This is a genomic window from Collimonas sp. (assembly GCF_035566375.1).
Taxonomy (GTDB): Bacteria; Pseudomonadota; Gammaproteobacteria; order Burkholderiales; family Burkholderiaceae_D; genus Collimonas.
In genome coordinates this window covers 15,897-30,058 of the sequence record NZ_DATMRK010000007.1, presented here as the reverse complement: position 1 = coordinate 30,058, position 14,162 = coordinate 15,897, and the positions used below count along the sequence as shown (strand labels likewise).

The 14,162-nt window shown below is 55.3% G+C and carries 14 protein-coding genes; 9 read left to right on the top strand and 5 right to left on the bottom strand.

The genetic code is table 11. The annotated features are described in order from the left end of the window. Window positions 1-318: 318 nt before the first annotated feature. On the top strand, window positions 319-2,676 hold the full coding sequence (ppsA, locus tag VNZ60_RS01145; protein WP_325656427.1) for a phosphoenolpyruvate synthase: 2,358 nt from the start codon (window positions 319-321) through the stop codon (window positions 2,674-2,676). Between the two features lie 84 nt (window positions 2,677-2,760). On the opposite strand, the gene VNZ60_RS01140 is transcribed toward ppsA, so the two are convergent. The 3 genes from VNZ60_RS01140 to VNZ60_RS01130 all read right to left on the bottom strand — a co-directional run bounded on the left by VNZ60_RS01140 (window position 2,761) and on the right by VNZ60_RS01130 (window position 5,233). Then, window positions 2,761-3,072: an addiction module antidote protein gene (locus VNZ60_RS01140; protein ID WP_325656355.1), complete on the bottom strand. Its 312-nt coding sequence runs from the start codon at window positions 3,070-3,072 to the stop codon at window positions 2,761-2,763. 3 nt (window positions 3,073-3,075) lie between these two features. After that, complete coding sequence (locus VNZ60_RS01135) at window positions 3,076-3,372, bottom strand: type II toxin-antitoxin system RelE/ParE family toxin (protein ID WP_325656353.1); 297 nt, start codon at window positions 3,370-3,372, stop codon at window positions 3,076-3,078. Between the two features lie 109 nt (window positions 3,373-3,481). Then, window positions 3,482-5,233 carry a tetratricopeptide repeat protein gene (locus VNZ60_RS01130; RefSeq protein WP_325656351.1) on the bottom strand — a complete coding sequence of 584 codons (1,752 nt, stop codon included), beginning with the start codon at window positions 5,231-5,233 and terminating at the stop codon, window positions 3,482-3,484. Between the two features lie 184 nt (window positions 5,234-5,417). Here VNZ60_RS01130 and VNZ60_RS01125 point away from each other — a divergent pair, with 184 nt between their 5' ends. Both VNZ60_RS01125 and VNZ60_RS01120 read left to right on the top strand, forming a co-directional pair. Beyond that, window positions 5,418-5,906, top strand: coding sequence for an NfeD family protein (locus VNZ60_RS01125; protein WP_325656349.1), 489 nt, complete (start codon window positions 5,418-5,420; stop codon window positions 5,904-5,906). An 89-nt stretch (window positions 5,907-5,995) separates the two neighbouring features. Beyond that, complete coding sequence (locus VNZ60_RS01120; protein WP_325656347.1) at window positions 5,996-6,913, top strand: SPFH domain-containing protein; 918 nt, start codon at window positions 5,996-5,998, stop codon at window positions 6,911-6,913. 94 nt (window positions 6,914-7,007) lie between these two features. Here VNZ60_RS01120 and smpB read toward each other — a convergent pair whose 3' ends face one another. Continuing rightward, entirely contained in the window at window positions 7,008-7,457 is a 450-nt protein-coding gene (smpB, locus tag VNZ60_RS01115; protein ID WP_061942239.1) for an SsrA-binding protein SmpB, read from the bottom strand. Window positions 7,458-7,524: 67 nt separating this feature from the next. Between smpB and VNZ60_RS01110 the strand changes: the two genes are divergently transcribed. Both VNZ60_RS01110 and VNZ60_RS01105 read left to right on the top strand, forming a co-directional pair. Next, complete coding sequence (locus VNZ60_RS01110) at window positions 7,525-7,965, top strand: type II toxin-antitoxin system RatA family toxin (RefSeq protein WP_325656344.1); 441 nt, start codon at window positions 7,525-7,527, stop codon at window positions 7,963-7,965. Beyond that, on the top strand, window positions 7,958-8,314 hold the full coding sequence (locus tag VNZ60_RS01105; protein WP_325656343.1) for an RnfH family protein: 357 nt from the start codon (window positions 7,958-7,960) through the stop codon (window positions 8,312-8,314). The genes VNZ60_RS01110 and VNZ60_RS01105 overlap by 8 nt, the downstream gene beginning before the upstream one ends. Window positions 8,315-8,350: 36 nt before the next feature. On the opposite strand, the gene VNZ60_RS01100 is transcribed toward VNZ60_RS01105, so the two are convergent. Beyond that, window positions 8,351-8,863: a DUF4124 domain-containing protein gene (locus tag VNZ60_RS01100; protein WP_325656342.1), complete on the bottom strand. Its 513-nt coding sequence runs from the start codon at window positions 8,861-8,863 to the stop codon at window positions 8,351-8,353. Window positions 8,864-9,048: 185 nt separating this feature from the next. On the opposite strand from VNZ60_RS01100, the gene guaB reads away from it, so the two are divergent. The 4 genes from guaB to thpR all read left to right on the top strand — a co-directional run bounded on the left by guaB (window position 9,049) and on the right by thpR (window position 13,875). After that, complete coding sequence (gene guaB / locus VNZ60_RS01095) at window positions 9,049-10,509, top strand: IMP dehydrogenase (RefSeq protein WP_325656341.1); 1,461 nt, start codon at window positions 9,049-9,051, stop codon at window positions 10,507-10,509. A gap of 220 nt (window positions 10,510-10,729) precedes the next feature. Then, the gene (gene guaA / locus VNZ60_RS01090; protein ID WP_325656340.1) at window positions 10,730-12,310 is read left to right on the top strand and encodes a glutamine-hydrolyzing GMP synthase; all 1,581 of its coding nucleotides are present in this window, start codon (window positions 10,730-10,732) and stop codon (window positions 12,308-12,310) included. A 332-nt stretch (window positions 12,311-12,642) separates the two neighbouring features. After that, entirely contained in the window at window positions 12,643-13,227 is a 585-nt protein-coding gene (locus VNZ60_RS01085) for a hypothetical protein (protein ID WP_325656339.1), read from the top strand. A gap of 66 nt (window positions 13,228-13,293) precedes the next feature. Then, the gene (thpR, locus tag VNZ60_RS01080) at window positions 13,294-13,875 is read left to right on the top strand and encodes an RNA 2',3'-cyclic phosphodiesterase (protein WP_325656337.1); all 582 of its coding nucleotides are present in this window, start codon (window positions 13,294-13,296) and stop codon (window positions 13,873-13,875) included. Window positions 13,876-14,162: the final 287 nt, after the last annotated feature.

The following is a 14,162-nucleotide window of genomic DNA, read 5'->3' as shown; positions in this document are numbered from 1 at the left end:
ACCAGGCAGCGCTCAGTAAAACACCCAGTAAGCGCCCAGTAAGCGCGTTAGCGCCCATAGCGGCGCAGAAACTTTTAACGGAGCGCGGACTCTAGTTAAGGGTGCTGCCGCCTTGTGCGCCTTTGGAAGCCAAATTGGCATAAAATGGCAGCCAACTGAATATTTGAAGCTACCTGACGAAGAATAACAAAAAGCCAAGGGCGGCGAAGGCAATTGTGAAGATTTCTTATCATCAAACTAGAGGTTGTTATGTCCAATGCAATACAGATGGGTGCTACCCAGGGGGCGGCTTACGTCATCTCCTTTGAAAATCTGCGGATGACGGATGTCGATTCCGTCGGCGGCAAAAATGCATCACTGGGTGAAATGATCAGCCAGCTGGCCGGCGCGGGGGTACGGGTGCCGGGCGGCTTTGCTACAACTGCGCAGGCTTTCCGCGATTTCCTGTCGCACAGCGCCGATGGCGGCGCGCCCCTGGCCGACCGGATTGCCGAGCGCCTGGCAAACCTGAACATTGACGATGTGCGGGCATTGGCGCAAGCCGGCGCCGAGATCCGTCAATGGATAGTGGAAACGCCGTTCCAGCCGCGTCTGGAACAGGAAATTCACGCCTTTTACAAACGCCTGGTCGAAGATTCGTCCAGCGAGATGTCGTTTGCCGTGCGTTCGTCGGCCACGGCTGAAGACTTGCCGGACGCCTCATTTGCCGGCCAGCAGGAAACCTTCCTCAACGTGGTCGGCATCGACAACGTGCTGGAAGCCATGAAGCATGTGTTCGCGTCGCTGTACAACGATCGCGCTATCTCTTATCGCGTGCACAAGGGTTTCACCCACGCCGAAGTAGCGTTGTCGGCCGGCGTCCAGCGCATGGTCCGTTCCGACGTCGGCGCCGCCGGTGTCATGTTCACCCTGGATACCGAATCCGGCTTCAAGGATGTGGTGTTCATCACCTCCAGCTACGGCCTGGGCGAGACTGTGGTGCAGGGCGCAGTGAATCCGGACGAATTCTACGTTCACAAGCCGATGCTGGAACAGGGCAAGCTGCCGATCATCCGCCGCAACATCGGCTCCAAGCTGATCAAGATGGAATTCACCGGCGAAGCCAAGGCTGGCCGTTCTGTGAAGACGGTCGACGTGCCGATCGAGCTGCGCAACCGCTATTCGCTGAACGATACAGAAATCGTCGAGTTGGCCAGATACGCCACCATCATCGAGAAGCATTACGAACGTCCGATGGACATCGAATGGGGCAAAGACGGTCGCGACGGTAAGTTGTACATCTTGCAAGCGCGTCCGGAAACCGTGAAGTCGCAAGAAAAATCGACTGACGCCCAGCAACGTTTCAAACTCAAGGGTATCGGCAATGTGCTGACCCACGGCCGCGCCATTGGCCAGAAGATCGGCGCCGGTCCGGTGCGCGTGATCCATGACGCTTCCGAAATGGAAAGAGTGCAACCGGGCGACGTGCTGGTGGCCGACATGACTGATCCTAACTGGGAGCCGGTGATGAAGCGCGCTTCGGCGATCGTCACCAACCGTGGCGGCCGTACCTGCCACGCCGCGATTATTGCGCGCGAGCTGGGTGTGCCGGCGGTAGTCGGCTGCGGCGATGCTACCGATGTGCTGAAAGACGGCACGCTGGTCACCGTATCCTGCGCCGAAGGCGATGAAGGCAAGATTTACGATGGCCTGCTGGAAACCGAAGTCACCGAAGTGGCGCGTGGCGAACTGCCTAAGCTGCCATTGAAGATCATGATGAACGTCGGCAATCCGCAACTGGCTTTCGATTTCCAATCGATTCCAAATGGCGGCGTCGGCCTGGCGCGTCTGGAATTCATCATCAACAACAATATCGGCGTGCACCCGCGTGCGATCCTGGAATACCCGAACATCGATGCCGACCTGAAGAAGGCGGTAGAGTCGGTGGCCCGCGGCCATGCTTCACCTAAGGCTTTCTACGTCGATAAACTGGCCGAAGGGATCGCCACCATCGCCGCTGCATTCTGGCCGAAAAAAGTGATCGTGCGTTTGTCCGACTTCAAGTCGAACGAGTACAAGAAGCTGATCGGCGGTTCGCGTTACGAGCCCGATGAAGAAAATCCAATGCTGGGTTTCCGTGGCGCTGCACGTTATCTGGCGAGCGACTTTGCCGAAGCATTTGAAATGGAATGCCAGGCGATGAAGCGGGTGCGTAACGACATGGGCTTAACCAATGTCGAGATCATGGTGCCTTTCGTGCGGACCTTGGGGCAGGCAGAAAAAGTCATCGGCCTGCTGGGCAAGAATGGCCTGGTGCGCGGCGAAAACGATTTGCGCGTGATCATGATGTGCGAAGTGCCATCGAATGCGATCCTGGCAGAGCAGTTCCTGGAACATTTCGACGGCTTCTCGATCGGTTCCAACGATCTGACACAGCTGACTTTGGGCCTGGATCGCGATTCCGGCATGGAGTTGCTGGCGGCCGATTTCGACGAGCGCGATCCTGCTATCCTGGCCCTGCTGGAGAAGGTCATCGCGACCTGTATCGCCAAGGGCAAGTATGTCGGCATTTGCGGTCAGGGGCCGTCGGACCATCCTGATTTTGCCGAGTGGCTGATGAAGCAGGGCATCGAATCGATTTCCTTGAATCCGGATTCGGTGATCGATACCTGGCAGAAGCTCGCAGCCGCGCAATAAGCCTTAAGTCAACACGCGAAAAACCTCCCCGCTTGGATTCAAGCGGGGAGGTTTTTTATTTGGAGATGCGAAAAGTTTGCCGCTCTATGGCAACGTTGCAGATTCCAGATGAGCGCTGGGTACTATGGCGATTTTGACGCCAAGCGAATTGATCAGTTTGGCGATGGTTTCAAAGCGCGGTTTTGCACCCGGTGCGAGCGCCTTATACAAGCTCTCGCGGCCAAGCTTGGCGTCCTTGGCAATTTGCGATATCCCACGCGCTTTTGCGACATCGCCCAGAGCGGCAATAAACACATCAGGATTGTCGTCTGCCAGCGCTTCGGTAAGATAGGCTGCGATGATTTCATCGTTATCCAGAAACTCTGCAGCGTCAAACGGCGAAAATGTTTGTTTCATGTTTCACTCCTTCAGTGATTTCGCCATTTGTCTGGCAAGCTTGATGTCCTTCTTCTGCGAGGACTTGTCGCCGCCCACCAGCAGTAATATCAACGCTTTACCGCGCCTGGTGAAATAAATGCGGTAACCCGGACCGCAATGAATGCGCAATTCGCTAACGCCTTCGCCGACTGCTTCAACATCGCCAAGATTGCCATAGCTGGCTGATCTGATACGGGTCAGAATTTTGGCTTTCCCTTGGACATCGCGCAGATCAAGAAGCCAGTCTTTAAAAACATCGGAGAGCAAGACATCAAGCATATTCGAGTGTATCCAATTGGATACTTAAGTCAAGGAGTATTTGACTTTCTCGTGGATTCTTATTGTTGTCAAATAATTACTTTATTTTGATTCGATTTTACGGCGATACTTAAAAATCGTTCAGCGCACTGGTTACGCGTTCCATCACGCCTTGCCAGTCGCCGGCCCGGTTTTGCCTGAACAATCTCGCGCTCGGATACCACGGGCTGTCCTCGCGATCCAGCAACCAGCGCCAGTCAGGCACCCACGGCAACAGAATCCACACCGGCACGCCCAGAGCGCCACTCAGGTGGGCGACAGAAGTATCCACACTGATCACCAAGTCGAGATTGGCGATGATCGCTGCGGTATCGTCAAAGTCCGAGATATCGTTTGCCACTAGCTTGAGCTGCGGGGTGCGCTGGCAGAATAGTTGATCCGCATCCCGCACATCTGTTTGCAGCAGAAAAAAATCCGCTCCATCCAGTTGCAGTAGCGGCGCAAATTCCTGCAGCGGCGCGGAGCGTCTGTGGTCGTTGGTATTGCCCGCATTGCCGGAACACACCAAGCCGATTTTGAGTTTTCCGTTGGCGAAATCCTGTCGTTTTCGCCAGCTTTCCTGTTTCTCGCTATCCGCTTTGAAATAAGAGGGTGAGGCCGGGATGCTTGTCAGATCGGTTTTGAAAACCAGCGGCAGGCTCATCAACGGCGTTTGATAGTCGACTGGTGCGTATCGTTCGCCGATGGCGATTACTTTGAAATCACCCATGGTCTGGGCGATTGTTTTCAGTGCGGGATCGACTTCCAGCACCACCTCGGCCCCTAGCGCCGCGACCAGGGCGGCATAGCGGCAAAACTGGATGGTGTCACCCAAGCCCTGTTCCGACCACAACAGAATCCGCTTGCCGCTGATAGCTGGCTGGCCCAGCCACAAAGGGATTTCAGTATGGCGACGAAAGTCTGCATTGCCCTTCTTCCATCTGTATTCATAGCTTTGCCAGCCGCTTTCGAATTGCCCCAGCACCAGTTGCGACAACGATTGATTCGATAGCACGTCCGCGTACTCGTCTCGCAGGCCGAGGGCGCGCTGATAGCTGGCGAGCGCTTGCTGGTGGCGTTTCATGCGGCTCAGGGTCAAGCCATGATCGCCCCAGGCTTCGGCATTGTCAGGCGCTAGCGCCAGGCCGGTTTCGTTGTCGCTCAGGGATTCGGCATAACGCTCCAGTTTATGCAGGATGACCGCCCGGTCGAGCCAGTAGGCGGCGCTCTTCGGCACTAGCGCTATGGCGCGGTCAAGGCTGGCGAGCGCATCCGTATAGCGCGCCAGTTTGTCCAGCGCCAAGCCTTTTTTGTACCAGCTGTCTGCTGTGGCCGGTTGCAGCGATAGTGCTTGCTCAAAACAATGCAGTGCTTCTTCAAACTGCCCCAGCTGGTACAAGATGCTGCCCTTGTGTGACCAGCCGTCGGCGTAATCCGGCCATTTGCTTAATGCTTGATCGATGCAGTCCAGTGCCTCCCGATGGTGTTGCAAATTGATCAGGGCGACTGCTTTAGCCAGCAGAATCTCGGGTTTGATATAACCCAAGGCAATAATTTTTTCATAAGCGCCCAGCGCTGCCTCGAATTGACCGGATTCAAACTGCACCCGGGCCAGTTTGTAATGCAGCGAGACATTCTTGCCATCCTGTGCAAGAGCTTGTCCGAACAGCTGCATCGCTTCGTTTTTTTTCCCGGTGGCTGCGCAGATCACGCCGAGGATATGCAGTGCATCGAAATTTTCCGGCTGACTCTTTAGAATGTTTTTCAGTGACAGTTCGGCATGGCCGGCATTTCCATTCTGGAAATCCTTGTATGCTTGTTGAATAAGATGGATCGTGTTCATGTATGGCTGGTTGAAGGCTGCTGTGGCTGATGGCCGTCTATGGGACAGTGTGGGAGCATAGCACTGGATTGGGTCGGCATCAGCTTTGGCGCTTTGGGTATGAATCAACGCGCGCCGGTTTTTAGTAGTATTCCTAGTTGTCAAATGGATTACACTGCGTGTTCTATATAACGGAGAGCGACATATGGCCGGATGGGTGACGTGGATGTTGGCGGCTGGTCTGCTGGTGGTGGCGGAACTGTTCACCACTACCTTGTATTTATTGATGGTGGCGATTGGCCTGGCTGTCGGTGGCGTCGCCGCGCTGATGGGGCTAGGCGTGGAGTGGCAATTATTAATTGCCGCAGTGGTAGCTTTGATCGCTACCTTTATTTTGCGGCGGAGCAAATTCGGCCGCCGCACCAAAGTCAAGGCTGAGCGCGATCCCAATGTCAATCTGGATATCGGCCAGGCGATCACGGTCGAGCAGTGGCAGCACGATGTTGGCACCGGCAACGGTACCAACGGTGCGGGCGGCGGCGCAGGTGGCCGATATACGGCGCGCGTCAAGTATCGCGGCGCGATGTGGGATGTCGAACTGGCGCCGGCGGCAAATGCGGACGCCGGCCAGTTTTTTATCCAAGAAATACGCGGCAGCCGGCTGATTGTCGGCAATAGTCCCACTCAGCATTAGCACAAGTAGGCCTCATGCCTAGCCGCAATGCGTTGTAATGCGTCGCGTTGCGGCGAATGACACTGTTTCAATTCATAAGGAAAAAAATCATGTTCGGAAGCGTCTCGTTAGTCTTGCTGGTGATTGTCATTATATTTATTGCTAAAACGATCAAAGTGGTGCCGCAGCAGCATGCGTGGGTGGTCGAACGTCTAGGCAAGTATCATGCAACCCTGGGTCCGGGGTTGAGCATCGTGGTACCGTTTATCGATCGCGTCGCCTATAAGCACGTCTTGAAAGAAATCCCGCTGGATGTGCCGCCGCAAGTTTGTATCACGCGCGACAACACGCAATTGCAGGTGGACGGCATCTTGTATTTCCAGATTACCGATCCGATGCGCGCTTCCTACGGCTCTTCCAACTATATCGCCGCGATCACGCAACTGGCGCAAACCACCTTGCGTTCGGTGATCGGCAAGATGGAGCTGGATAAAACATTTGAAGAGCGCGATCACATCAATACCACGATTGTCAGCGCAATTGATGAATCCGCAGCCAACTGGGGCGTCAAGGTGCTGCGTTATGAAATCAAGGATCTGACACCGCCTAAGGAAATCTTGCATGCGATGCAGGCGCAGATTACCGCCGAGCGTGAAAAGCGGGCGTTGATTGCCGCCTCGGAAGGCCGTAAGCAGGAACAGATCAATATCGCGACCGGCGAACGCGAAGCCTCGATTGCCAAGTCTGAAGGTGAAAAACAGGCGTCCATCAACCGCGCCCAAGGCCAGGCGGCGGCGATTCTGTCGATTGCTGAGGCGAGCGCTGAAGCTATCCGCAAGACCGCGGCGGCGATCCAGTCGCCAGGCGGTTCGGATGCAGTGAATCTGAAAGTGGCTGAGCAATACGTGGCGGCGTTCGGGCAATTGGCGAAGACCAATAATTCGATCATCGTGCCAGCTAACATGGGCGATATCAGCGGTTTGATCGCCACTGCGATGCAGGTGGTCAAGTCTCAGTCCAAGTCATAATCCAAGTCATAATCAGGTAACAAAAAAAGCGGCCCCGGCGAAATTTCAACTTCGCCGGGGCCGCTTTTTTATTGCGCTCGGTATTGAGTTCGGTCTAACGCCGGTGTTGTTTCATCGCAGCCTGGACTTCACGCTCGCCGTCGCGTTGGCGCTCGGTGTCGCGTTTGTCATGCTGCTTTTTGCCCTTTGCCAGGCCGATTTCACATTTGATGCGGCCGCGCAGGTAGTGCAGATTGATCGGCACCAGCGTATAACCGGAGCGTTCGACCTTGATGATCAGTTTCTTGATTTCCTCGGCGTGCAGCAGCAGCTTGCGGGTCCGCACCGCTTCCGGATGGACGTGGCTGGATGCGCTGAGGAGGGCGCTGATATGCGCGCCAAACAGGTAGATTTCGCCATTGCGGACGATGACGTAGGATTCTTTCAGATTGGCGCGTCCGGCCCGGATAGCCTTGACTTCCCAGCCGTGCAACTCCATGCCCGCTTCAAAACGCTCTTCGATGAAGTAGTCGTGGAAGACTTTTTTGTTATCAATAATGCTCATGTATTAGGAAAATCGCGCAGGTCGGTTAAAATTTCAAGTTGTGATTCTATCAAACGGTTGATATTCAATGGCAGTAGTGCATAAAACGGTTCTTTTGGGATATAGCGCTGAACAGATGTTTGCGCTGGTGGATCGGGTCGAAGATTACCCGCAATTCCTGCCGTGGTGCGGCGGCGTTGATGTCCGCGAACGCGAGGAGGGCAAGTTGGTGGCGACACTCAACATACATTACCACGGTATCAAGCAAGCGTTCACTACTGAAAACAGCAACACGCCGCCGACTGCGATGCAGATGCGCCTGGTCGAAGGGCCGTTCAAGCATCTCGACGGCAACTGGAGTTTCAAGGCGCTGCGGGCCGACGCCTGCAAAATCGAATTCGATTTGCACTATGAATTCTCGAGCCGGATCCTGGAAAAACTGATCGGGCCGGTGTTCAGCATGATTGCCAACAGTTTCGTCGATTCCTTCTGCAAACGCGCCGACGCGGTGTACGGTCATCATGACTGATAAAGCAATGACCAAGGACGACAGCGCCGTTGCCGCCACCGAAAGAACGATCCGCATACAAGTTTGTTATGTCACTCCTGAAGTGCAAGCCTTAAGACAGCTGTCGGTACCGGTTGGAACCTTGCTGCATGACGGGATCAAACGCAGCGGCTTGCTGGAAGAGATACGCGAAATCGATCTCAGCTGCTGGCGGGTCGGTATCTTTGGCAAACTGAAGACGCTGGATACGGTGTTGCGCGATCAGGACCGGATTGAAATTTATCGTCCGTTGATTGCCGATCCGATGGAATCGCGCCGTAAACGCGCTGATAAGCGTAGCGCAAAGGCTGCCGATAAAAAAGCCCGCTGAGTGGCGGGCTGTTGCGATTTCCTGATTATTTTCTTTTTATTGGCAGTCGTTCAATGCCTCGCGGTTTTGGGCGGTTTGCTGTGCCCGCTGTTGATCGCTTATGTATGAGCGTTGGCCGTTAGCGTCGGTCTCGGAAATCCGTGCTCCAGAATCCAGCGCACGCTGGTTGGCGCGGGCGCGGACGCAATTTTCTGCCTTGTTGGAGGCCAGCTTGGCCTCTTGTTCGGCTTTCTTGTTCTTCTCTGCCTGTTCAGCCTTGCGCTTTTGATATGCAGCGTCTTGTTCGGCGACGGTTGGTGGCGCTTTTGCCTCCGGCTTGCTGTCGGCAACAGAGCCGCTATCTTCTGCGCCGGCGTTGCGCGGCAGGCTTTGACCCGGTGTTTTCAGGATGCGCTTGTTCGGTACAGAGGGCGGCGGCGGCATGTCTGAATATTGTTTTACGCCTTTGTCGTCCAGCCACACGAATTGCGCCAGAGCCGAAGTCGCCAGGCTGAGCAAGACCAGAGCCGCGGCGGCGGAGAAAACCTGTTTCAGGCGGGGTGCATTCATTACTGTTCCTTGAGACGGTAGAAGTAGATTGGCAGAGCGCAGATTTCGCCATGTTTAAGCAGTCGTGTCAATCAATCGATGGTGCCATGTGGAAATATTTTCCTTGTTGCTGCGTAAAATTGTGCAGTGTTAGGCGACTTGCCCGGATTTCTGTATAATTCGCTTTTGCGCCTATAGGAAAAACTATGCGTCTACTTCAAAAAGCACTCACGTTCGATGACGTGCTGTTAGTCCCCGCTTATTCGGACGTCCTCCCCAAAGACACCACCCTCAAAACACGCCTGACCCGCAATATCGATATCAACATTCCGTTGTTGTCGGCGGCAATGGATACCGTGACTGAAGCGCGGCTGGCGATCGCCATGGCGCAAGAGGGCGGTATCGGCATTATCCATAAGAACCTCACCGCGCAGGAACAAGCGCGCGAAGTGTCTAAGGTCAAGCGTTTCGAATCCGGCGTGGTGCGTGATCCGATCACGATTCCGCCGAACATGCGTATCCGTGAAGTGATTGCATTATCGGAATTGCACGGCATCAGCGGTTTCCCGGTGGTCGACGGCAATCGCCTGGTCGGCATTATCACCAACCGCGATCTGCGCTTTGAAGAAGAGCTGGAGGCAGAAGTCAGCGCCAAGATGACGCCGCGCGAGAAACTGGTGTACGTCAAGGACGGCGCCGATTTGTCGGAAGCCAAGCGCCTGATGAACAAACATCGTCTGGAACGCGTGATGGTGGTCAACGACGCATTTGAGTTGCGCGGCCTGATCACGGTCAAGGATATCCAGAAATCGACTTCGCACCCGCTGGCTTCCAAGGATAGCCAGGGCAAATTGCGGGTTGGTGCGGCAGTCGGCGTTGGCGCCGATAACGAAGAACGCATCGAGTTGTTGGTGAAAGCCGGCGTCGACGTCATCGTGGTCGACACCGCGCACGGTCACTCCAAGGGCGTGCTGGATCGCGTCAAATGGGTCAAGCAGAATTTCCCGCAGGTTGAAGTCATCGGCGGCAATATCGCTACCGCGGCTGCCGCCAAGGCGCTGGCGGATCATGGCGCCGATGGCGTCAAGGTCGGCATCGGTCCTGGCTCTATCTGCACGACGCGGATTGTGGCTGGTGTCGGCGTGCCGCAGATTTCCGCTATCTCCAATGTCGCACAAGCGCTCAAGGGCACAGGGATTCCCTGTATCGCCGACGGCGGCATTCGTTTCTCAGGTGACATCGCCAAGGCCTTGGCCGCCGGCGCCTCGACTGTGATGATGGGCAGCATGTTCGCCGGTACTGAAGAAGCGCCGGGCGAAGTGATCCTGTTCCAGGGCCGCAGCTACAAATCGTATCGCGGCATGGGCAGCCTGGGTGCGATGTCGGACGGTTCGGCCGATCGCTACTTCCAGGATTCTGCCAACAAGGCCGACAAGTTCGTGCCGGAAGGCATTGAAGGCCGGGTTCCTTACAAAGGCAGCGTGTTGACCATCTTGTATCAGCTGGTCGGCGGCGTACGTTCTTCCATGGGCTATTGCGGTTGTGCGACGATCGACGAACTGCGCGAAAAAGCCGAGTTTGTCGAAATCACTTCAGCCGGCATGCGCGAATCGCATGTCCATGATGTGCAGATTACCAAGGAAGCGCCAAACTATCGTACCGATTGATAGCGGCGATCTTGATCCTGTCACATGAACGCGCCACCTGCGACTATGCCGCAGGTGGCGCGTGCAGTTTAAATAGGACTTACGTAAAACTGCCCCAGCGGCGTTACTCCTCCTAGCCGTACGCCGTACTGTCTTCGTCGTCGTGCCTTGCCGGCACAGTTTTGCGTAAGTCCTATAAAAGATTCTCTTTTTTTGCTAAATCAGCTACCAGGCCTCCACCATGCACTCAAAAATCCTCATCCTCGATTTCGGCTCCCAGGTTACCCAACTGATCGCACGCCGCGTGCGCGAAGCAGGTGTGTTTTCCGAGGTTTATCCCTACGACGTATCCGACGAATTCGTGCGTAACTACGGTGCTTCCGGCGTGATTCTGTCGGGCGGCCCGAATAGCGTTACCGACGGTGATACCCCACGCGCGCCGCAGGCAGTGTTCGAGCTGGGCGTACCGGTATTCGGCATCTGCTACGGCATGCAAACCATGGCTGAGCAATTGGGCGGCAAGGTCGAGATGGGCAAGGTGCGTGAATTCGGTTACGCCGAAGTGCGTGCACGCGGCCATACGGCGCTGCTGAAAGATATCAGCGATTTCGTGACACCTGATTCGCATGCCATGCTGAAGGTATGGATGAGCCATGGCGATAAGGTCAATGACATGCCGCCAGGCTTCAAGCTGATGGCCTCCACGCCTAATTGCCCGATTGCCGGCATGGCCGACGAAGAGCGTAAATTCTACGCGGTGCAGTTCCATCCGGAAGTCACCCACACGGTGCAGGGCGAAGCTATCCTGACGCGTTTTGTGGTCGATATCTGCGGCTGCAAACCGGACTGGAATATGCCGGATTACATCGCTGAGGCGGTGGAGTCGATCCGCCAGCAAGTCGGCAGCGATGAAGTGATCCTGGGCTTGTCCGGCGGCGTCGACAGCAGTGTTGCAGCGGCCTTGATCCATCGCGCAATCGGTGACCAGCTGACTTGCGTATTCGTCGACCACGGCCTGTTGCGCCTCGACGAAGGCACGATGGTGATGGAGATGTTTGCCAAGAATCTCGGCGTCAAGGTGATCCATGTCGACGCCACGGCGCAGTTCATGGGCCATCTGGCCGGCGTCACGGATCCGGAAGCAAAACGCAAGATCATCGGCCGTGAATTCGTTGAAGTATTCCAGGTCGAATCGGCCAAGCTGAAGAATGCAAAGTGGCTGGCGCAAGGGACGATATATCCGGACGTGATCGAAAGTGCCGGCAAAGGCAAGAACGCCGCGCATACCATCAAGAGCCACCACAACGTCGGCGGCTTGCCGGAAACCCTGAACTTGCAATTGCTGGAGCCGCTGCGCGAACTGTTCAAGGACGAAGTGCGCAAACTAGGCGTCGCGCTCGGTTTGCCGCATGCGATGGTGTATCGCCATCCATTCCCCGGCCCGGGTTTGGGTGTGCGGATTCTGGGCGAAGTCAAAAAGGAATTCGCCGACCTGCTGCGCCGCGCCGACGCCATCTTCATCGAAGAATTGCGCAACACCAAGGACGACGAAGACGAATCCTGGTACGACAAGACCAGCCAGGCCTTTGCTGTCTTCCTGCCGGTCAAATCGGTTGGTGTGATGGGCGATGGCCGCACCTACGAATATGTGGTTGCTTTGCGTGCGGTACAGACACAGGATTTCATGACTGCGCATTGGGCCCATCTGCCGCACGAGTTGCTGGGACGGGTATCGAACCGCATCATTAACGAAGTGCGCGGTATCAATCGCGTGGTGTACGATATTTCCGGGAAGCCGCCGGCGACGATTGAGTGGGAATGATTTGGGGCCTAGCTCGCTAGTACTCAAGAGTAAAGAAATGCCCGAAAGCCCGCGTAAATGCGGGCTTTTTTGTTTTCTGCTGAATACCTAATTATTCGATTGCAAAGCAAAAGACCCGGAAATATCCGGTGCTACATTTTGTCCATTGGCCGCTCGGGAAGAGCTTTCGCAGGAGTAGAGGCATTTTGTTGATCCCCCTCCTAAAGCCGATAGCGGGCCAGGCGCGCGTTTCACGCCCCTGGATTAATGCTTTATGGAAACTAATGAGTTATTATTGAAGAGCAGCTTCGCTTATTTCTGCCAGAGCAAAGCCGCCATCCCAGGGGAAAATAATGAAAAGTTTTGCGGATTCGCTCAAGATCGCTCTCTGCGGCCTGGCCACCACTGTGCTCGTCGTCGTTGCGAATGTCGCGGTAGAAAAAATGACCGGCCGAAATTTTTTCACGTTCTATCAAGCGATCGGCTTAAATTTCTTTACATTTACATCTTCCGCCTGGGTCGTCATACCTATCGGGGCAATCTGCGTTGGCTTGGTTGCCGCCTCGGGTTATTACTTCGGTTCCTTGTACTTCAATAAACCTCCGACGGCGATCCTGCTGGTCCAAATGGTCGTTATCGCGGGCTCTGCGCAGTTCGCCATCTATTACCTTTCCTACATGACGCAGATTCTCGATGATGGGCGGCGGGTGGCCGACTTCATCCCGTTCTGGCAATACATCAACGCTGACCTGACATCGGCCCATTACAAGATTGGGAGCTGGCTGGCAGATACTGGCGAAGTCGGCTACTTGGGCTACGGGATCGCGGCTTACCAGTTCATCGGATCGCTTGTCGGCGGTGGCGCAGTCTATGGTTTCCTCCGTGCTAAAAAGACCCGCATCAAAAAAACTGACGGTGCTGCAGCAATTCTTTCGTGATGGCGATATAGTCCTGAAATCCTGGATTTCATTTGAAGGCGTCCGCTTCATCCGCGCATTTGCCCTATGCCTGAACAATTTTCTTTGCCGGGTTTCGAAACCGCACTACACGCAACCGACCGCCTGTTTTTCGCGATCATCCCGACTGCGGATGCGGCCGCAGCCATCGTACGGCAGACGGGGCTCCTGTGTGATGAGTATGCGTTGAAAGGCAAGTCGATTGCGAGAGGCCGCCTGCATGTCACCTTAAATTTCCTGGGCGATTATCTGGGGCTGCCGCAAGACATCGTCGCTGCGGCGAAGACGGCGGCGGCAAGTGTCAGGGCGGCGCCGTTCGATGTTGTGTTTGACCGCACGGGGAGTTTTCGCGGCAGGCGGCGCAACTACCCTTTGGTCTTGCTAGGCGACGACGGTGTCGCTGCGCTGTCGGCGTTTCAGCAGACTCTTGGTGTGGCGCTGCAACGAAACGGCTTAAGAAGCGCGCGTTCACACTACACGCCTCACCTGACTTTGTTGTATAACAATTACCAGCTTCCGCTACGGGCGATTGCACCTATCCGCTGGACAGTGAATGAGTTTGTTCTGGTACGCAGCCTGCTTGGTGAGACCCGCCACATACAGCTGGCGCGGTGGCCGCTCCTATCCTGACTTTCAACCTGATGCCGGGTCCAGCGACAACCGACCAGTGCCGCCCACGCACTGGAAAATTGCCAGAAAGTACTGCGCTCTTGCCGATCGGATATTGCCTGTGGATCGCGGAAACCACCTTTCTACGCTAAAATAGCGGGTTAGTTCGCCATCTGCTCATAAATATTTGAAACAGAAATGCGGTTTTCCCGCAAATCGACCTATCTCCCACACCAGTAAATGCCGTCGTTTTTGATAGTAAAAATGACGGGAAACTGCGAGTATTGATTGTGCTAAGCCAGATATCC

What these genes read in the sequence shown, in the direction of transcription:
- VNZ60_RS01140 (WP_325656355.1), bottom strand. Translation starts at nt 3,072, where the DNA reads ATGAAACAAACATTTTCGCCGTTTGACGCTGCAGAGTTTCTGGATAAC.
- VNZ60_RS01100 (WP_325656342.1), bottom strand. Translation starts at nt 8,863, where the DNA reads ATGAATGCACCCCGCCTGAAACAGGTTTTCTCCGCCGCCGCGGCTCTG.
- VNZ60_RS01135 (WP_325656353.1), bottom strand. Translation starts at nt 3,372, where the DNA reads ATGCTTGATGTCTTGCTCTCCGATGTTTTTAAAGACTGGCTTCTTGAT.
- VNZ60_RS01085 (WP_325656339.1), top strand. Translation starts at nt 12,643, where the DNA reads ATGAAAAGTTTTGCGGATTCGCTCAAGATCGCTCTCTGCGGCCTGGCC.
- guaB (WP_325656341.1), top strand. Translation starts at nt 9,049, where the DNA reads ATGCGTCTACTTCAAAAAGCACTCACGTTCGATGACGTGCTGTTAGTC.
- VNZ60_RS01125 (WP_325656349.1), top strand. Translation starts at nt 5,418, where the DNA reads ATGGCCGGATGGGTGACGTGGATGTTGGCGGCTGGTCTGCTGGTGGTG.
- VNZ60_RS01105 (WP_325656343.1), top strand. Translation starts at nt 7,958, where the DNA reads ATGACTGATAAAGCAATGACCAAGGACGACAGCGCCGTTGCCGCCACC.
- thpR (WP_325656337.1), top strand. Translation starts at nt 13,294, where the DNA reads ATGCCTGAACAATTTTCTTTGCCGGGTTTCGAAACCGCACTACACGCA.
- VNZ60_RS01110 (WP_325656344.1), top strand. Translation starts at nt 7,525, where the DNA reads ATGGCAGTAGTGCATAAAACGGTTCTTTTGGGATATAGCGCTGAACAG.
- VNZ60_RS01130 (WP_325656351.1), bottom strand. Translation starts at nt 5,233, where the DNA reads ATGAACACGATCCATCTTATTCAACAAGCATACAAGGATTTCCAGAAT.
- smpB (WP_061942239.1), bottom strand. Translation starts at nt 7,457, where the DNA reads ATGAGCATTATTGATAACAAAAAAGTCTTCCACGACTACTTCATCGAA.
- ppsA (WP_325656427.1), top strand. Translation starts at nt 319, where the DNA reads ATGACGGATGTCGATTCCGTCGGCGGCAAAAATGCATCACTGGGTGAA.
- VNZ60_RS01120 (WP_325656347.1), top strand. Translation starts at nt 5,996, where the DNA reads ATGTTCGGAAGCGTCTCGTTAGTCTTGCTGGTGATTGTCATTATATTT.
- guaA (WP_325656340.1), top strand. Translation starts at nt 10,730, where the DNA reads ATGCACTCAAAAATCCTCATCCTCGATTTCGGCTCCCAGGTTACCCAA.